16 protein-coding genes are annotated in these 17,094 nt (G+C 64.9%); 9 read left to right on the forward strand and 7 right to left on the reverse strand.

Annotation, left to right across the window (positions count from 1 at the left end):
• Positions 1-150: 150 nt before the first annotated feature.
• Together CXR03_RS17430 and CXR03_RS17435 are read left to right on the forward strand one after the other, a co-directional pair.
• Positions 151-516, forward strand: coding sequence for a DoxX family protein (locus CXR03_RS17430; RefSeq protein WP_104104995.1), 366 nt, complete (start codon positions 151-153; stop codon positions 514-516).
• Between the two features lie 40 nt (positions 517-556).
• Positions 557-1,477: a hypothetical protein gene (locus tag CXR03_RS17435; protein ID WP_146070549.1), complete on the forward strand. Its 921-nt coding sequence runs from the start codon at positions 557-559 to the stop codon at positions 1,475-1,477.
• Between the two features lie 128 nt (positions 1,478-1,605).
• Here CXR03_RS17435 and CXR03_RS17440 read toward each other — a convergent pair whose 3' ends face one another.
• Positions 1,606-3,240, reverse strand: coding sequence for an HNH endonuclease signature motif containing protein (locus CXR03_RS17440; RefSeq protein ID WP_104104997.1), 1,635 nt, complete (start codon positions 3,238-3,240; stop codon positions 1,606-1,608).
• A 281-nt stretch (positions 3,241-3,521) separates the two neighbouring features.
• Here CXR03_RS17440 and CXR03_RS17445 point away from each other — a divergent pair, with 281 nt between their 5' ends.
• The 4 genes from CXR03_RS17445 to CXR03_RS17460 all read left to right on the forward strand — a co-directional run bounded on the left by CXR03_RS17445 (position 3,522) and on the right by CXR03_RS17460 (position 6,985).
• Positions 3,522-3,812: a DUF1540 domain-containing protein gene (locus tag CXR03_RS17445; protein WP_104104998.1), complete on the forward strand. Its 291-nt coding sequence runs from the start codon at positions 3,522-3,524 to the stop codon at positions 3,810-3,812.
• Positions 3,813-3,986: 174 nt separating this feature from the next.
• Positions 3,987-5,600, forward strand: coding sequence for an AMP-binding protein (locus CXR03_RS17450; protein ID WP_104104999.1), 1,614 nt, complete (start codon positions 3,987-3,989; stop codon positions 5,598-5,600).
• A 52-nt stretch (positions 5,601-5,652) separates the two neighbouring features.
• The gene (locus CXR03_RS17455; protein WP_104105000.1) at positions 5,653-6,588 is read left to right on the forward strand and encodes a hypothetical protein; all 936 of its coding nucleotides are present in this window, start codon (positions 5,653-5,655) and stop codon (positions 6,586-6,588) included.
• Positions 6,589-6,601: 13 nt separating this feature from the next.
• On the forward strand, positions 6,602-6,985 hold the full coding sequence (locus tag CXR03_RS17460) for an RNA-binding S4 domain-containing protein (protein ID WP_104105001.1): 384 nt from the start codon (positions 6,602-6,604) through the stop codon (positions 6,983-6,985).
• Between the two features lie 62 nt (positions 6,986-7,047).
• Here CXR03_RS17460 and CXR03_RS17465 read toward each other — a convergent pair whose 3' ends face one another.
• The 3 genes from CXR03_RS17465 to CXR03_RS18390 all read right to left on the reverse strand — a co-directional run bounded on the left by CXR03_RS17465 (position 7,048) and on the right by CXR03_RS18390 (position 10,331).
• Positions 7,048-8,292, reverse strand: a complete 1,245-nt coding sequence (locus CXR03_RS17465; protein ID WP_104105002.1) for an MFS transporter — start codon at positions 8,290-8,292, stop codon at positions 7,048-7,050.
• A gap of 59 nt (positions 8,293-8,351) precedes the next feature.
• On the reverse strand, positions 8,352-9,881 hold the full coding sequence (locus tag CXR03_RS17470) for an acetyl-CoA hydrolase/transferase family protein (protein WP_104105003.1): 1,530 nt from the start codon (positions 9,879-9,881) through the stop codon (positions 8,352-8,354).
• Between the two features lie 282 nt (positions 9,882-10,163).
• Positions 10,164-10,331: a hypothetical protein gene (locus CXR03_RS18390; RefSeq protein ID WP_181034671.1), complete on the reverse strand. Its 168-nt coding sequence runs from the start codon at positions 10,329-10,331 to the stop codon at positions 10,164-10,166.
• 78 nt (positions 10,332-10,409) lie between these two features.
• Here CXR03_RS18390 and CXR03_RS17475 point away from each other — a divergent pair, with 78 nt between their 5' ends.
• The 3 genes from CXR03_RS17475 to CXR03_RS17485 all read left to right on the forward strand — a co-directional run bounded on the left by CXR03_RS17475 (position 10,410) and on the right by CXR03_RS17485 (position 12,491).
• Positions 10,410-11,231, forward strand: coding sequence for a DUF1684 domain-containing protein (locus CXR03_RS17475; RefSeq protein WP_104105004.1), 822 nt, complete (start codon positions 10,410-10,412; stop codon positions 11,229-11,231).
• A gap of 42 nt (positions 11,232-11,273) precedes the next feature.
• On the forward strand, positions 11,274-11,966 hold the full coding sequence (locus CXR03_RS17480) for a bifunctional 4-hydroxy-2-oxoglutarate aldolase/2-dehydro-3-deoxy-phosphogluconate aldolase (protein ID WP_146070550.1): 693 nt from the start codon (positions 11,274-11,276) through the stop codon (positions 11,964-11,966).
• A 63-nt stretch (positions 11,967-12,029) separates the two neighbouring features.
• Positions 12,030-12,491: a GatB/YqeY domain-containing protein gene (locus CXR03_RS17485; RefSeq protein ID WP_104105006.1), complete on the forward strand. Its 462-nt coding sequence runs from the start codon at positions 12,030-12,032 to the stop codon at positions 12,489-12,491.
• 35 nt (positions 12,492-12,526) lie between these two features.
• Here the strand turns inward: CXR03_RS17485 and CXR03_RS17490 are convergent, their stop codons facing one another.
• Genes CXR03_RS17490 through CXR03_RS17500 form a run of 3 tightly spaced genes read right to left on the reverse strand, consistent with a single transcriptional unit; the run spans position 12,527 to position 17,094 of the window.
• Positions 12,527-13,168 (reverse strand): peptidyl-tRNA hydrolase, encoded by a 642-nt coding sequence (locus tag CXR03_RS17490; RefSeq protein ID WP_104105007.1) that lies wholly within the window; start codon positions 13,166-13,168, stop codon positions 12,527-12,529.
• 37 nt (positions 13,169-13,205) lie between these two features.
• On the reverse strand, positions 13,206-16,247 hold the full coding sequence (locus tag CXR03_RS17495; RefSeq protein ID WP_104105008.1) for a glycoside hydrolase family 38 C-terminal domain-containing protein: 3,042 nt from the start codon (positions 16,245-16,247) through the stop codon (positions 13,206-13,208).
• Between the two features lie 7 nt (positions 16,248-16,254).
• Positions 16,255-17,094, reverse strand: coding sequence for a carbohydrate ABC transporter permease (locus CXR03_RS17500; RefSeq protein ID WP_104105009.1), 840 nt, complete (start codon positions 17,092-17,094; stop codon positions 16,255-16,257).

Consider the following 17,094-nt stretch of genomic DNA (forward strand, 5'->3'; position numbering starts at 1 on the left):
TTTAGCGAGCGGTTCCTTTTAGCGAGCGGTTCCTTTGAGGGAGCGGTTCCTTTGACGCCTGGGGTTCCGCCCTCGTTATGCCGTGAAAACCGTGCTTGACTTGAGCGTCAACCAACCCAGTTCTGCTGCCCGAGGAATACCGCCGCACCCATGACCCTTTTTCTTTGGATCCTGCAGATAGTCCTGGCCCTCATGTTCGTGGGAATTGGAGGGCTGCGCCTGACCCGCCCTGCGTCCCGTCTGAGGAAGCTGCCTTGGACTGACGGGTATGCCCCGGGGACCATCCGCGCCCTGGGGGCAGCGGAACTTATTGCCGGCATCTGTGTCCTGGCTCCCGGGATACTGGGGTGGTCTCCTCTTGTGACAGCCGTAGCTGCAGGCTGTTTGGCCGCGCTGATGACCTTGGCGGTGCTCATGCACCTGAGGCAGGGCCAGCGGCAGACCGCTGTGCTTCCGGCTATCCTGCTGGTAATGGCCGGAATTGTGTTGTGGGGCCGGTTGGACCAAATGATGTGACTAACTGACTGATTGATGTAGGTGGAGTGGCATGCCGGACGTGGCTCAGGCTGTAGCGGAACTTTACGCACTGATGCCCGATACGTTCACCTCAGCCAGAAACAATTTGGCTGCAGAAGCCACAAAAGCAGGGAACAAGGAGCTGGGCAAGGCGCTGCGGTCGTTGCCCAAGCCGTCTGCCGGGGCCTGGCTGGTCAACATGTTGGCCCTCCACCGCCCTGAGCTCATCTCGGAAGTCTTGGAGCTGGGTGCTGTGCTGCGCGAAGCCCAGGACGACATGGACCAGCAGCAGCTGCGGCGGCTCAGCGGCGAGCGTCAGCGCCTGCTGCGTTCTGCCGCCCGAGATGCCCGCAGCCTTGCTGAAGAGCTTGGCCGCCCGGTCAGCGCAGCTGTGGGTGCCGAAGTGGAACAAACGTTGTGGGCGGCCATGACCGACGCCGATGCTGCCGCCGCTGCGGCCAGCGGCCAGCTGGTGCGCGCGCTGGAAGCCAACGGTTGGGATCCTGTGAACGTGGACGGATCCGTAGCGGATCCGTCATCAGTCCGGCCCCTCTCTGCCAGTGGCGGCCAGCAGCGCAGGTCTGCGTCCAAGCCCGGCACTGGATCCGGTCCCGGCGGGAACCAACCCGCCAAAAAGAAATCTGCTGTTAGTGCTGCGGCTGCACGGGCACTCCGGGCGGCCAAAACGTCCTTGGCGGAGGCCCAGCGGGATGCTGAGCAGGCCGAGGAAACGCTGCGGGCTGCACAAGAAGAAATCGACGCCGTCACCGCTCGCCGTGACGAATTGACTGATGAAATTGACGACCTGCGGGACCGGATCCGCGAGCTGGAACACGAAATAGCAGCAACCGATCGGCGCTCCGGCACGCTGGAACGGGCGCGAGACGGAGCCCGCCGGACAGCCCGGGCGGCACGCCGAGCGGTGGAAAAGGCACAAACCAAACTTGAGGATCTGGGGTAGCCGCCCTCTGACCGCTATGCCTACACCAGCCGTGCGCAGCTCGACCCAACCGGGCGTAGCTCGGCCCCACCCTCGTGCAACTGAGCCCACCCGGCGCAGCTCGGCCCAGTTGCGGTCATCTTGTCTGGTCAGAAGGGTGGTGGATCATCAGCATAGCCAGAGGGCTCGTCGGCGGCGATCCAGCCCGATATCCGGCTTACCGCAGGTTTCGTGTCTTCCACTCTGGGCCCCGACCTTGGTCCCGTGTTGGGTCCTGTGTTTGGTGCTGTGCTGGGTCGCGTGCTCAGCCCTGTGGCCAGGGTGAGGTGCGGATCGGTCCGGTAGGTTCGGCCTCCCGGTGACGTCCACTCAATAATCCCGGGACTGTGTTGTCGTGCTTTCCAGAAGCCCCGGGACTTGAACATGTGATGCCGCCGGCACAAGTGCTCCAGGTTGTCATGATCCGTGCTCCCGCCGTGGGACCACGGTTTGGTGTGGTCAATTTCGGCCATCACGGCGTTGGTCCGGCATCCCGGGAACCGGCAGGTTCCGTCCCGGGCCCGCAGCCAGCGCTGCAGCCCGGCCGGGACTTTCCGCCGCCGCCCGACCCGCAGAATCTCTTCAGTGTCCGGGTTCCGTTCCACCGCAGTCCAGTGCGCTGCCTGCCGGGCCAGCCGGCGGGCAGTTTCCGGGCTGATCGGCCCGTATCCGTGCAGTTCGGCAGGCTGTTCATCAGCACCGAACAGGGTTTCGGCGGTGATGAGGACCAGGATCTCGGTGCGGGCCCGTGCACGGGACTTCTTCTCAGAGGCTTTGTCATCGCCGGCATCGCTACGGGTTCTGCCCTCACGGCCCGCAGCCCCGTGGTTACCACTGCCTTCATGACCACTGCCTTCGGCATCCCTGCCCATCGGATCCCTCTCACCGTCGAGCAGGTCAGCCAGAATGTCCGCCCGCAACTGATCCACTCCCCGCGGATCCCCCGCACCCTGCTCACCCCGGGCAGCCGTGGTGAACTGCGTATAAACCAGCTGCGCCCGGGCTGCCGGCAATAACGCCGACAGCCACGACATCCCGTCCTCCTCCGGCACCAAACACACCCGCCGGCGTTCAAAAGCACTCTTATGCCGGACCGGGACGGTCTCCGGATACCGGCCCTCCCGCAGCCTTCTGGCCTTCACCCGGAACTGGGACGACGTCTGCCCCGCAGCAGCGGCCTCCAGCAACACCGTTTCGAAACCGGCCAGCTCGGAGTCCGGGACGTTCTGGGATTGGTCCAGCACCGTCTGCACATGTCCGTAACCCAGGCTCCCGTCCTCCAGCCGGGCCAGGGTTGCGGTGTGGGTGGTGCACAACCGTCCCGCCTCACTCATCAGCATCTTCGCGGTATTCGTGGGAAGGTGCAGGATGGCTGCGGCTTCCTCCGCCGCCAGGCTAAAGGTCAGGGCCGGATCTTCCCGGCCAACATCTTCGAGCAGGTCATCCCGGAAGAGGGTTTCCATCCGGTGCAGCACCTTGGCCTGCTGGGCCTGCGCCCACCGCACCACAGCATCCAACCGGGACAACACAACTGAGGACTCGTCCTGGGTCAGGGACTCCACACCCTGCAGGACCAACGAACCGGTAAGACCGTCGCGGTAGGCCGGATCCATATGAACGGTTCTGGGATCCCTCGGGGCGCTGTCCGGCTCAGCCGCAAAGACCGACCGGCTGGACACACCATGCTGCCCGGCACCAACGCAATCACCGGTGCCGCCGCGTCGAAAAGATCCGTTCTGATCCATGCCTTCAGGCTTTCACCTGCCACCGACACTTCCGTCCCCAAAACAGCCCCAAAAACCCCAAATCAGGCCTCTTTGGGACGTTCCAAATACTCGACTTTTCCACGTGGACTACTTGCACCAGGGGCGGTTTACCTGCACGGCCCGGGCCTGACCGGACGCTCCCGCGGAGCCACAAACCCTTCGGAACCCGTAAATACGTCCAACAAATTCGCCCTAATTATTAGCGTGCACCGGTGGTACGTTCGGAACCCGACAGACATTACGCCTTCTTTGGAGGAACCATGACTGATCACGTAGCGCCCGTCAGCGATTGCTCCGTTCACAGCTGCGACTACAACCACGACGGCTGCACTGCCTATGCCATCACCGTGGGCGGAGCCCCCGACCATGCCAGCTGCTCCACCTTCATTGACACCACCGAAACCGGTGGTCTGCCCAAAGTTCTGGCCTCGGTGGGCGCGTGCCTGCGGAGCGAATGCCAACACAATGACCACCTCATGTGCACTGCCCATGATGTCAAAGTCGGCCCCGGAGCCGAGTCGGCGGATTGTTTGACGTATCAAGCCCGCTGACAAGCGGGCATTTGGCCTCCAACTGGGCCGGATAAACTCCGCCGGACAGGCGCCCCCTGAACAACGCAGGAACGCACAACACCGGCGCAAATCCTAGAGCGCCGCACAGAATGTGACCCAAGCCTCACAGACCCTGTAGCGTTGGTGGGCATCAACCTGCCTTGAAGGAGAACAATGCCCGGCTTGGACACTGCTTTGACACCTCTGCGCTTTCTCGAACGCGCAGCTCAGGTGCACCCGGAAAAGACGGCTGTAATCGACGGTGACCGGACCCTGACCTACCGGGAACTCGCAGCGGCCGTCACGCAGACGGCACACGCGCTTCGCGCATCTGGCCTGGAAGAGGGCGGCCGCGCGGCATTCCTTGGCACCAACTCAGCGGAACTGCTGATCGCCCACTACGCCGTCCCTCTTGCCGGCGGCGTCATCGTGCCATTAAACACCCGGCTGTCCCCGCCCGAAGTGGCCTACATCTGCAACCATTCCGGAGCCACCCTGCTCTTCGGCGACCCGGACCTACTGCGCGGACTCGGCACCCCGGAACTCGAAACGGTCACCGAAGCCTTCTCCTTCCCGCTCCAGGACGGAGCCTCCGACACTGTGGAGGGAACGACGTCGTACGCCGCTTTCCTGTCCCGCGGAACCGACACCCCGCTCCCCTGGGAGGTCGAAGACGAAAACACCGTCATCAGCCTGAATTACACTTCCGGCACCACCGGCCGGCCCAAGGGCGTGATGTACACGCACCGCGGGGCCTACCTAAACTCGCTCGGCGAGGTCCACCACCAGGGTTTCGACGCAGACACTACTTACCTGTGGACGCTGCCCATGTTCCACTGCAACGGTTGGTGCACCACCTGGGCGCTGACCGCCGCGTCCGGTACCCACGTCTGCCTGCGCGCCGTGCGCGGGCCGGAAATCTGGCGGCTAATCGACACCCACGGCATCGACCATCTGGCTGGCGCACCCACCGTACTGAGCGCCATTGCCACCGCGGAGGAAGCCCACATCCTGGAGCACCCGCTGACCATCGTCACCGCCGGCGCTCCCCCGAGCCCCACCGTCATCAACAAAATCCATCAGCTGCAGTCCACTGTGGTGCATGTCTACGGCCTCACCGAGTCCTATGGGCCGTACGCGGTATGCGAGCCGCAGGCCGCCTGGGCTGACCTGGACGCGGACGCGCTGGCGAAGAACATGGCGCGGCAGGGCGTGGGCATGCTGACGTCGGAGCGTCTGCGCGTGGTCCGCGACATGCCGGGACACGACGGCGAACTGGAAGATGTGGTGGCGGACGGCGTCGAAATGGGCGAGATCGTGATGCGCGGGAACTCTGTGATGAAGGGGTACTACCGCGACGACGAGGGGACGGCAACAGCTTTCTACGGCGGCTGGTTCCACACCGGAGACCTGGGTGTCATGCATCCGGACGGCTACGTCCAGCTGCTGGACCGTTCCAAGGACGTGGTGGTGTCCGGGGGTGAGAACATTTCCACCATCGAGGTGGAACAGGCACTGGCCAGCCACCCGGCTGTGGCCGACGTCGCCGTGATCGGCATCCCCGACGAACGCTGGGGTGAGCGGCCCAAGGCTTTTGTGGTGCTGGCCCCGGGCCGGGACGTGACCGAGGCGGACCTGCTGAAGCACGTCAAATCCCAGATTGCTTCCTACAAGGCTCCGGGCAGCGTGGAGTTCATTATCGATCTGCCCAAGACATCCACCGGCAAAATCCGCAAGAATGAACTGAGGTCCTCGGAATGGGAAGGCCGCGAAGCGCGCATTAACTAGGGAACTTTTTTGAGCGAACCGGACCGCAATCCGTAACGGGTAAGGAGAACACATGGCCGCCGTCGTGCTGGGCTGGAATCCGGCCACTGCGTTTGGTGCCGGACCCGGCCGCGCAGACTATGCCATGGCTGCGGCGACGGTGGACCGCACGGGACTCTTCGGGATCCGCTGGCGGGTGGGACGCGGACAGCAGATGGCGCGCGGCACCGACGTGTGGCTGTTCGCCCAGGGCCGGCACGGCCGCGGGTTGCTGGGTCACGGGGTGGTGGCCGCCGCGCCCCAACCGGGCGCGGCGCTGCCGGCCCGGTTGGGACTGCTGGCCGGAGTCGTTTTTGACCTGCTGCTGCCCCCGGGGGATGCACTGCCGGCTGAATTGCTGCAGGAGAGTGTGCCGGACCTGAACTGGAACGCCGTGCGCAGTACGGGAACCGTTGTTCCGCCCCCCGCAGAAGGGCATCTGCGTGCCGCATGGACGTCATATCTGAGGTCGCGGCCGGTCCCCGAGGACTGGCTCGGGGCTGTGGACCCCACCATTCCGCTGCCGGGAAGCCTTCCCCAGGACACCCTGCGCGAAGTCGCGGTGAACCGCTGCGAGCATGACCCCGAGGGAGTGCAGCGGTGTGTTGCTTTCCACGGAACATCGTGTGCTGCCTGCGGCCTGTCAATGGAGCAGATGTACGGACCGGCGGGAGCATCCTTCGTCCAGGTGCATCACATTGTTCCACCGTCAGCCATCAGCCCTGATTACGTTCTGGATCCGGTATCCGATCTGGTGCCGATGTGTCCCAACTGCCATGCCATTGCCCACCGGGGCGCCCCCGACCCATACACTCCGGCGGAACTGCGGCAGATGCTGGCCTCGGCAAGGGGTGCACAGCCTGTCCGCAACTCCATTCCCGGCACGGTCCCCACACCGGAACAGCTGGATGCCCAGGCTGACGCTGCACGTCTCAGGGATACGTCCCTGCATCCCAAGGACACCCAGTAGAATCGATAGCCCCATGAGCATTCCCGCCAGCACCTCCAAGTCAGTCCGCGTGGACGCCTGGCTGTGGGCCATTCGGGCCTACAAGACCAGATCCGCCGCCACCGCTGCCTGCCGCGCCGGCCATGTCCGGTTGAACGGCAACCCGGCCAAGGCTGCCCAGCCGGTCCAGCCCGGAGACACCATCAGGGTCCGCCAGCCCGGCTATGAGCGGATCCTGGAAGTCCGACAGCTCATTGCCAAGCGGGTGGGTGCGGAGGCTGCTTCCCATTGCTTTACCGACCACACCCCTCCCCGTCCGGTGGGACCCGCGCTGGGTGTTCCGCTTCGGGACCGCGGCGCCGGACGTCCCACCAAGAAAGACCGCCGGGAAATCGACCGGCTGCGCGGTGACCGCTGAGCCGGAAACACGCCTGCGGAAGCTAAGAGGAACCTGGCCGGAGCCGGGCCGGATCGAGCCGATCAGGCCGGATGCCGTCGCAATTGATCGTCCACAAAGCGCGGAGCTGCAGCAATAATTCCGGCTACGGCCATGACGGCGGCTGATGCAATGAGGATGAGCAGCGGAACCGTCCAGCTGCCTGTGGCCTCGTGCAGGGCACCGATGGCAAACGGTCCTGCCGCTGCCAGGAGGTAGCCCACCGGCTGGCAGAACCCTGACAGCTCCGCGGTCACCCGGGGATCCCGTGAACGCGCCGTGATCAGGGCCAGCGCCGTGGGGAACGCAAATCCACCGATGCCCAGCAGAAGCGCCCACAGCCACGGCACCGTTGCGGGGGCCAGCAATAAGCCCAGGTATCCGGCCACCACTGCAGCTGCCAGACCTGCAATGTAGAAGTGCAGGCCCGGAGCCCGCGCCACCAACGCGGGCATGATTAGGCCCCCGGCTATTCCCAGGGAGGCAAGGATGGCCGCCATCAACCCGGCCTGAGCCTGCTCCAGTCCGGCGTCGCGATAAATCTGAGCCACCCAACCAAACTGGACGTAGGCGTGCATGGACTGCACACCGAAGTACACGCACAGCGCCACAGCGGTCCGGGAAGACGTGATCCGCAGCCGGTCCGTCGGCGCCGACGCATCCTCCATATGCACTGGCGTCCTGCGGTTGCGCACGGAGACGAGGATCCAGGGAACAAACGCCGCCAGGGCCGCCAGCCCCCATACCCTGAGGCTGAGCTGCCATCCCCCGGAATCCGAGGCGGTCAGCGGCGCTGCCACCAGCAGGGGAAGCGTGGCTCCCACCGCAAGGGTTGTGCCGTACACCGAATTCAAAAGGGCAGTTCGGGGCCCACCATGGCTCTTGATAAAGGCCGGCACCAGGATGTTACCCATCGCCATGCCGGCGAAGGCCAGCACCGTCAAAGTCATGAACAGCACCGGGGAAAGCGCTATCGACCGGAGCAGCAATCCGGCGGCAACCAGCCCCAGCCCCAGGGTGATGGTCCAGGCGACCCCGGCCCTGCGCGAGACCGTCACGGCGAGGGCTCCCACCACCGCGAAGGTAAGGCCCGGCAGCGCGGTCAAGATCCCGGCCTGGACCGATCCCATGCCGAGACCCGACTGGATCTCGGCAAGGACCGGCCCCACCGACGTCGCACCCGGCCGCAGGTTTACTGCCACCAGGATGACCGCGACGGCGGCCAGCCACAGGGGCAGCGGCACGGCGCCTTTACGTTGGGTTGCAGACCGGCTGCCGAATTGGCTCATCTGAGCGTTTCTAGCATGTCTGCCGGAAAACAGCACCCCGGCCGCGTCCTGCGATGTTCCTACACCTGGGCGGGGACGGCCGGTCGGCTGTCACCGGTTTCCACGAACCGGTGGTGCCAGGACAAGGACTCATCCAGCAGGTGCGGTGTGTGCTTGCCGAAGCTCTCGCGGCTGGCACGGTCAAAGTAATCCTGCAGCAGGGGCTGGAAGTCCGGGTGCGCGCACTTCTCGATGATCGTGCGGGCACGCTGCTTGGGTGAAAGACCGCGAAGGTCCGCCAGGCCGCGCTCGGTCACAATCAGCATGGTGTCATGCTCGGTGTGGTCCACATGGCTGACCATCGGCACGATGCCGGAGATTTTCCCGCCCTTGGCCGTGCTCGGTGAGAGGAACGCGGAGAGGAAGCCGTTGCGGGCAAAGTCGCCGGATCCGCCGATGCCGTTCATCATGGCCGTGCCTGCCACGTGGGTGGAATTCACATTGCCGTAGATGTCCGCTTCGATCATGCCGTTCATGGCGATGCAGCCCAGCCGGCGGATGAGCTCGGGGTGATTGGAGATCTCCTGGGTGCGCAGGATGATGCGCTTGCGGTAGAACTCGATGTTGGAGTTGAACTCCTCGATTCCTGCAGGGCTCAGCGAGAAGGACGTGGCCGACGCCACGCGGATCACGCCGTCGCGGATCAGTTCCAGCATCCCGTCCTGGATCACCTCGGTGTACGCGGTGAGCCCGGTGTACCCCGAGGTGGCCAGCCCGCCCAGGACGGCGTTGGCGATGTTGCCGACGCCGGACTGCAGCGGCAGCAGCTTATCGGACAGGCGGCCGGCCTTGATCTCGTCACCAAAGAAGTCGATCAGGTGACCGGCGATCTGGGTGGAGGTTTCATCGGGTGCGGCGAAGGGTGTCATCCGGTCCGGCGCATCGGTTTCCACCACGGCGATCACCTTGTCCGGATCCAGCCGCAGGTAAGGCTCACCGATCCGGTCATCCGGGTTGACCAGCATGATGGGCTTGCGGTGCGGCGGCAGCGCCGTGCCGTAGTAAACGTCATGCATGCCGTCCATGGCAGCGGCCTGCTGGACGTTCACTTCCAGGATGATCTTGTCCGCCTGCTCGATCCAGGTCTTGTTGTTGCCAACCGACGACGAAGGGATCAGCGAGCCATCCTCGTTGATGCCCACCACCTCGATCACGGCAAGGTCAATGTGGCCGTAGAAGCCAAACCAGGTGTACTGGGCTACGTGGCCCAAGTGGATGTCGATGTACTCAAGTTCGCCGTCGTTGATCCGCTTCCGCAGGGTGGGATCGGACTGATACGGCAGGCGCAGTTCCATGCCGCCTGCCTTCGCGAGCACGCCGTCGAGCTCGGGGGCTGTGGAGGCACCGGTCAGTACCTTGATCTGGAAGTCTTCGCCGCGGGCGTGGGCTTCTTCCATTTGGACGGCAAGCGCCTGCGGGACGGCTTTGGGGTAGCCGGCGCCGGTAAACCCGCTCATCGCCACGGTCATACCCGGCTTGATGAGCGCGGCCGCCTGTTCTGCGGACATTCTGCGCTCAAGCAGTCCTTCATGGTGAATGCGGTCGTGCATGGTGGCCTTTCTTAGATGGGACCAACCAACACTATCGGTTGTGAGGCGTGCGTCATATTTACGCGTTGGTTGCACCACTCCGACGGGTGCCCGCCGGGGCAGTGCAACAGGCACGGTCTACTGTTCCGGCGACTTTGCGAGTTGCTGTGAGCACTTCGCGGTCAACCGCCGCGGCTGCGGCGGCCGATTCGGCGTAACCGAATTAAGACCCGGCAATTTCGATGCCGCCCCCATCCGAGTGGCGGCAGGGGACGACGACGGCGGGGTCCCCGCCTAGACGATCTACGTCCGCTGGCTGCCGTACTGCTGGATCTGTTCCAGAACGCTTTCCAGCTCTGTGCTCAACGCGGCCAGGGAAGAGGTGCTGGTTTCGACGGAAAGGGCAGCCACCAGCTCGGTCTGGCGGTGGCGCAACTGGTCGAGCGAAGGCAGTGAACCGTTGGTTTCCATGGCCTCATCCTACAAACTGCGCAGTTACACTTCCCTGCAGAGAGACGAATATTATTTGGCGGACAATCAGGAGGACCCATGAGTACGCCCACGCCCGAAGTCCTGGAGGAATGGCGCCGGTTCCGCAGCGCACGGGATGCCGAGTTGGCGCAGCAGCACGGCTGGCTGACCCTGACGTCTCTGCAGTGGCTGACGGTTGAGCCTGCGCCGGTGGAGCATCTTCCGGGCCTTTGGGCTGCGGACGATGCTGCGGCAACCCTGTCCGCCGCCGCCGGCGACGGCCTGACACTCGCCGAAACCGGCGCCCCGGTGGACGGCATTGTCACGGCATCCCTGGCGGACGAGGAGTCACTTCTGTGGGTGTATTTCGGCGGTTCCGACGGCCGGCGGATAGCCGTGGAGCTGGCCCGGCGCGGCGGTCGCTATGCCATCCGCACCCGCGACGCAGCCTCGGCCGTGTTCACCGATTTCGACGGCGTGCCGACTTTCGACTACCGTCCCGATCTCGTGGTCCAGGGCCGCTTTGAGGCCTATCCCGAGCCGGTGGAGGTTCCGATCCGCACCGCGCATCCCGCCGTCGACGGCGTGCACCTCACCGTGGGCGAACTCGTGGTTCAGCTGCCCGGAGAGGAGCACGAGTACCGGCTGCAGGTCAGCGCCGAGGGAACCGGCCGGCTGGCCCTCACCTTCCACGATGCCACCAACAACCAAAGCACTGCCGGATGGCGCAAAGTCGTCTTCGACGCGCCGGCGCCGGGCACCTCTGCCGTCACGGTGGACTTCAACCGGGCCGTGAACTATCCCAGCGCCTTCACGGCGTTCGGCACCTGCCCCATGCCGGTGGGCAGCAACATCATCGGCATGCCGGTGGAGGCCGGCGAAAAGACCCCGGAACGCTGACCTAAAAGTTGGGAAGGCCCCGCCCATGATTTGGTCCTGCACATGACCATGGAACCACTCAGCCCCATGCCAAACCGGGCGCCAATGGGCACCGGGCTGCAGCAGACCCGGATTGCGGCCGTGCTTGCAATCAATTCCGTACCGGAGCAATACCGCTCGGATATGTCTCAGGTTGCGGCCGCTGCGGACACCCTGGTGGCTAACGGCGTGCGCTGCCTGGCCCTTGCCCCGGCGGGGAACACGCTCAGTGCACTTGAGCATCTGGCCGGCAGGCTGCCCGACGGCGTGGATCTGGGACTCGCTGCGGTGCTCGCGCCGGAGGACGTTGTCCGGGCAGCCAACGCCGGGGCACGCTTTGTCATGTCCCCTCATGTGGCGCCGGACGTGGTCCATGCGGCCCGCAGCTGCGGACTGGCCAGCTACCCCGGAGCGATCACGCCCAGCGAGGTTCATCTTGGCTGGCGGACGGGAGCCACCGCCGTGCAGCTGTTTCCCGGCGCACCCGTGGGACCTGACTACCTCGCAACCCTTCGGCGGGCACTGCCCGACATCCCAGTGATTCCCGGAGGAGGAATCTCAGTGGATGACGTCGCCGGCTGGCTGGCCGCCGGAGCCGCTGCGGTTGTCCTGGGACGGTCCCTGGTGGGCGATTCCCTTTTGCCCGGCGGTGATCTGCAGTCCCTCGGCGTACGGACCCGCCTGGCCTGTGCAGCTGCAGCGGACGCGCCCGGCTGAGAGCGCATTGCTGAGATCATGGAAAGAACACACTTCAACAATCTGCACCGGAAATGAGTCCGCATGACACTCAAAGAGCAGCTCCAGTCCGACATGAAAACCCACATGAAAGCCGGTAACCGCACGGCGCTCATGACTGTCCGCAACGTCCTCGGCGAAATTGAGACCCGGGAAAAGTCCGGCAAGACACCGGTGGAACTGGACGATGCGCAGGTGGTTTCGCTGCTGCAGAAGGAAGCCGCCAAGCGCCGCGACACCGCCGGCATCTACCTGGAAGCCGGGGAAAAGGAACGCGGCGCCGCCGAAATCGCCGAGGCCGAGATCATCGAAGCCTACCTTCCCGCCCCGCTGACCGCCGCTGATGTTGAAGCCATCGTGGACGAAGCCGTGGCTGAACTGACGGCGGACGGCACGGAACTGACCATGCGCCAGATGGGTGCGGTCATGAAACCGGTCACCGCCAAGGTTGCCGGCCGTTTTGACGGCAAGGCAGTCAGCGAGATCGTCCGCAGCCGCCTCGCCTAACCCCTGACGCCGGTCCCGTCGCCGCGGCCGCCGTTCTATCCGGCGGCCGCGACAAACGCTGTGGCCGTATTGGGTGCGATCTCCGTCATCCCCGCGTCTACGATCAGCGGACCGGCCCCCGGCGCTTTCGCCAGCGCCTCAAACTCGGCGCCCGCGGCCAGCCGGACGCTGGCCCGGCCGGCGCCGTCGTCATACCAAGCAATGCGTTCCTCCGCGGACAGCGTCAGGTACCAGGCCATCAGGGCATGCGCGGCCTGGGCGCCTGCCTTGCCGGTGGACATTTCCAAGTCCGCGTTCACAATGATGAGCGGCGTGCCCGGGCTGGCGGGCGCCGGTTCGCCGTCCGGCAGGTGCGTGCCCGAAACCTGCAGCGCACGCAGCTTCTTGGGCATCTCCTCATAGCTCACCGGCTCAAAGGCCGCTGCCTTCGCCCGGCCGACGGCGACGGTTCCGGACGGCGCGGAAGCCGCCATCTTCTCGAACACCTTCGGTCCTGCGCGGCGGACCGACTTCGTAAACCGGCCATACACCCAGTTGTCCCAGGCGTCGTCCTCCGTCCGCCGGGCATAAGCGCTCACGCTCGCCGCGGCTGCTGCGGCAACTGCATCGAGGTGGGCCGCGGGGTCTTCCTTATCCACGAGCAGAACGATCGGCTGGACGGTGTCACTGGGTTGCATGCCATTAGTTTTTCACGCCTCAGGCACAGGTTTTTCGCTACCCTCCTTCCCCGCGCCGGAACCTCAGGGTGACGATTTCGAACGGCCGGAGCATCAGCGTTACCGGTTCCCCTGCTCCGGTCCGGCCCGTGAGCGGTGACCCGGGGGCCAGCGGACGCTCCAGCAGATCCGCCGCAGCAACGGTGTCATAGGCAAAACCCGCACGGACCACCGCACCTGCCCGGCCGCCGTGCGCCTCATACAGCCGCACGATGACGTCTCCGCTGCGGTCTTCGGCAAGCTTGACCGCTTCCACCACCACTGCCGGGTTGTCCACGGCAACAACCGGGTCCGTCCGCGTCCGCGAGACACTGCGGATCCGGCGGAGCGGAAGATTCAGGCGGTATCCCTCGGCGAGCGCGTCCGCAATGCTTGCTGCGGGCCGCAGTGAAAACCGGAAACTGTGCCTGCCCTGATCGGCCGAGGGATCCGGGAACAGCGGTGCCCGAAGCAGGGAAAGCCGGACCGTGGTGCAGCTCTTGCTGCCCACCAGGTCACGGAAGGTGTCCTGGCCGTAGGTGGAATCATTAGCCACTGCCACCCCGTAGCCGGGCTCCCCCACATGAATCCACCGGTGTGCCACTGTTTCGAAACGTGCCGCGTCCCAGGAAGTATTGGCGTGTGTAGGGCGGTACAAATGGCCAAACTGGATTTCCGAAGCCGCCTGGGCTGCGTGCACGTCCAGTGGGAAGGCAAGTTTGAGCAGCTTCTGCTGCTCGTGCCAGTCCACCTCCACCTCCAGATCCACCGCTGTGCCGTCGGGACTGAGGGAGATCCGCTGGATGATCGCCGAGTTCCCGAAGGATCGCGTGATTCGAAGCGTACGGCCCCCGCTTCCCTCCTCGATCTCCATGGCATCGGGCTGCATCAAATCCGTGGTGCTGTATTTGTAATGGGCATCCAGGTCCCAGGCATCCCACTGGTTGGGCGTGTCCCGGAAGAGCTGGAACAGGTTCCCCGGCCGCCCGGGCAGGAAGGCATCGCGGCCGCCGGGAAGGTCCGTAAGGGAACGGAACAGCCCCTCCCGGTCCACGACGAGCCGCAGCCGGTCGCTGCCGATGACCCAGCCCTCTGCGGAACGCTGCCAGGTCCACGGGGCCGGTTCCGGTACCGGTCCTGCGCCGCCGGCCGGCACCCGGGCCTGGGAAAACGGGCCGGCATTGAGCGCTGCATCCGAGTCGCCGTCGCCCAGCAGCGCCCGCGCCGAGCCCTCGATCAGGGCCTCCAGCCCGGCCGACACCAGTGCATAGTTCCGCTCGGCCTCCTGATGGACCCAGGCAATGGAGGAGCCGGGCAGAATGTCGTGGAACTGCTGCAGCAGGACGGTCCGCCATGCCTCTTCCAAAGCGTCGTAGGGATAGTCCGCACCGGTTGCCAAGAAGGCAGCTGTTGCCCACAGCTCGGCCTCGCGCAGCAGATGCTCGCTGCGGCGGTTGCCCTTCTTGGTATTGGCCTGGCTGGTGTAGGTGCCGCGGTGGAACTCCAGATACAGCTCGCCGGACCAGACGGCCGGATCCGCCAGCTCGGCCTGCGCCACGGCAAAAAAGTGCACCGGGCTGGACAGTTTTACTGTGGGTGATCCTTCCAGCGAGGCGGTTCGGCGGGCAGCAGCCAGCATCTCCCGTGTTGGCCCGCCGCCACCGTCGCCCCAGCCAAACGGGACCAGGGAAGTATTCGCAAACCCCTTTTCCTTGTACTGCCGCTGGGCTCGGGCCAGTTCCCGACCGGACAGTTCGGAATTGTAGGTGTCCACCGGCGGGAAATGGGTGAAGAGCGTGGATCCGTCAATTCCCTCCCAGCGGAAGGTGCTGTGCGGCACCACGTTGGTCTCATTCCAGGAGATCTTCTGGGTCAGGAACCAGCGGCAGCCGGCCGCTTTGGCGATCTGTGGAAGTGCCGCCGAGTATCCAAAGGAGTCCGGCAGCCACACCACTTCTGATTCCACCCCGAAGTTCTCCAGGAAAAATCTTTTCCCGGCCAGGAACTGGCGGGCCAGCGCCTCGCCTCCGGGCATATTGGTGTCCGCCTCGACCCACATTCCTCCGACGGGCACAAACCGTCCTTCGGCCACCTTTTCCGCCACCCGGGAGAACAGGTCCGGGTAGTGCTGCTTGAGCCACGCGTACTGCTGTGCGGAGGACGCCGTGAAAACGAACTCAGGATCCTGTTCCATCAGGTCCAGCACATTTGCGAAGGTGCGTGCGACCTTGCGCACCGTCTCCCGCGCCGGCCACAGCCAGGCGCTGTCAATGTGGGCGTGCCCGACGGCGTGGATGCGGTGTGCGCTGGCGCTGGCGGGTGCGGACAGGACCGGGGCCAGCTCCGCCCTGGCTGCCGATGCGGTTCCGGCCACATCCGCAGGGTCCACGGCGGTGACCGCCCGTTCCATGGCCCGCAGGATGTCATACCGCCGGGGAAGATCCGTCGGCAGTTCATGCATGAGGCCGTTGAGGGTCCAGAAATCCTGCGCCAGGTTCCAGGCCTCGACGTCCAGCAGGGCGGCGTCCGCCCCGCGGAACACGTACAGCGGGTTACTGCCTGCCGTCGCCGGATCGCCCAACGGTGTTGGCGCGTAGGTGAAGCCGGAAATGATGTTCGGATTGGATGCCGCTTCCACATAGAACTCGAAGTGCTCACCCGGCAGCTGCAGCAGCGGTACGTACAGGTTCCGCGGCTCCACCGCCTTCACAATCTCCCCGGATGGCGTGTACACGAGTGCTTCCGCCTCAAATCCGGGCCCGTTGCCGCTGAAGCCCAGATCGATGAGCAGTTCCGGTCGGTGCGCTCGCCGGCCGTGCCATTGAGCCGGAACCGTACCCGAGATGCGGAACCAGGTGGTCCCCCAAGGGGCGCCCCACTCCTGACCGGCGGCAAAGGGCAGAAAGTCCTGGCTGATTGCCTGGGCAAAAGGAACCGGCTCCCCCGGCGCTTCCCAAACTGCCAGCTCAGCCGGCCTCCGGTCCTGCCACAGGCTTCCGGGCAGCCGTTCCCGGAGGAACCTGTTGATACGTGCTTCCACCAGTTCACGGTTGTCGTGCACGTGGCACCTACCCTTTCATTGCCCCGCTGAGCGCAAAGGAACCGCCCATGGCACGGGAGAGGATGTAGAGAACAATCACCGGCAGGGAATAGAGGATGGAAAAGGCTGCGAGTTCCCCGTATGCCACCCCGCCGTACTCGTCGAAGAAACGGAAAATGCTCACAGAGGCAGGCTGCTTGTCCGCGGCGAACAGCAGGATGAAGGGAACAAAGAAGTTTCCCCAGCCCTCCAGGAACACAAAGATGAACACCACGGCGAGGCCCGGACGCATCAGCGGAAGCACCACGTAGTACAGGGCCTTCATTGAGGAGGCGCCGTCAATCCAAGCCGCTTCCTCCAAGCTGATGGGCACGGAGTCCATAAAGTTCTTGGTCATCCAGATGGCGATGGGCAGGAATGTGGCTCCCATGAACAGAATGGTCCCGCCAAGGGAATCGAGCAGGTTCAACTGCACAAAGAGGCTGTACACCGGAACCATGATGGCGGTGATGGGCAGGCAGGTGCCGAATAGGACGGTGTACATAAAGGGTCGCTTGAAGCGCATCTGGTAGCGCGACAGCGGATAGGCAGCCAGCACCGCGGCCACCACCGTGACCGTGGCGGATCCGACCGCCAGGATGAAGCTGTTCAGCAGCGGAATGAAGGTTTGCTGGGCGTTCATGATGGCGCTGAAGTTGCCCAGGGTGAGCACCGGGGCGGTGAGCTCATACGTGGCGTCGGCGTTGACGGAGGCGGTCAGCAGCCAGGCCAGCGGCAGGAGGAAACACGCGGCCAGCAACAGCAGCACTGCGTTGGAGATCTTCGCACCGGATCTCTTGCGGCCGGAGGAAACCGAAACGATCGCCAT

The sequence above is a fragment of the Arthrobacter sp. 08Y14 genome, assembly GCF_002929455.1.
Classification (GTDB): domain Bacteria; phylum Actinomycetota; class Actinomycetes; order Actinomycetales; family Micrococcaceae; genus Arthrobacter_B; species Arthrobacter_B sunyaminii.

Excerpts from the sequence above, each read along its gene's own strand:
- CXR03_RS17455 (WP_104105000.1), top strand. The coding sequence starts at position 5,653 with ATGGCCGCCGTCGTGCTGGGCTGGAATCCGGCCACTGCGTTTGGTGCC.
- CXR03_RS17500 (WP_104105009.1), bottom strand. The coding sequence starts at position 17,094 with ATGGCGATCGTTTCGGTTTCCTCCGGCCGCAAGAGATCCGGTGCGAAG.
- CXR03_RS17440 (WP_104104997.1), bottom strand. The coding sequence starts at position 3,240 with ATGGATCAGAACGGATCTTTTCGACGCGGCGGCACCGGTGATTGCGTT.
- CXR03_RS17475 (WP_104105004.1), top strand. The coding sequence starts at position 10,410 with ATGAGTACGCCCACGCCCGAAGTCCTGGAGGAATGGCGCCGGTTCCGC.
- CXR03_RS17460 (WP_104105001.1), top strand. The coding sequence starts at position 6,602 with ATGAGCATTCCCGCCAGCACCTCCAAGTCAGTCCGCGTGGACGCCTGG.
- CXR03_RS17480 (WP_146070550.1), top strand. The coding sequence starts at position 11,274 with ATGACCATGGAACCACTCAGCCCCATGCCAAACCGGGCGCCAATGGGC.
- CXR03_RS17485 (WP_104105006.1), top strand. The coding sequence starts at position 12,030 with ATGACACTCAAAGAGCAGCTCCAGTCCGACATGAAAACCCACATGAAA.
- CXR03_RS17470 (WP_104105003.1), bottom strand. The coding sequence starts at position 9,881 with ATGCACGACCGCATTCACCATGAAGGACTGCTTGAGCGCAGAATGTCC.
- CXR03_RS17430 (WP_104104995.1), top strand. The coding sequence starts at position 151 with ATGACCCTTTTTCTTTGGATCCTGCAGATAGTCCTGGCCCTCATGTTC.
- CXR03_RS18390 (WP_181034671.1), bottom strand. The coding sequence starts at position 10,331 with ATGGAAACCAACGGTTCACTGCCTTCGCTCGACCAGTTGCGCCACCGC.
- CXR03_RS17490 (WP_104105007.1), bottom strand. The coding sequence starts at position 13,168 with ATGCAACCCAGTGACACCGTCCAGCCGATCGTTCTGCTCGTGGATAAG.
- CXR03_RS17465 (WP_104105002.1), bottom strand. The coding sequence starts at position 8,292 with ATGAGCCAATTCGGCAGCCGGTCTGCAACCCAACGTAAAGGCGCCGTG.
- CXR03_RS17445 (WP_104104998.1), top strand. The coding sequence starts at position 3,522 with ATGACTGATCACGTAGCGCCCGTCAGCGATTGCTCCGTTCACAGCTGC.
- CXR03_RS17450 (WP_104104999.1), top strand. The coding sequence starts at position 3,987 with ATGCCCGGCTTGGACACTGCTTTGACACCTCTGCGCTTTCTCGAACGC.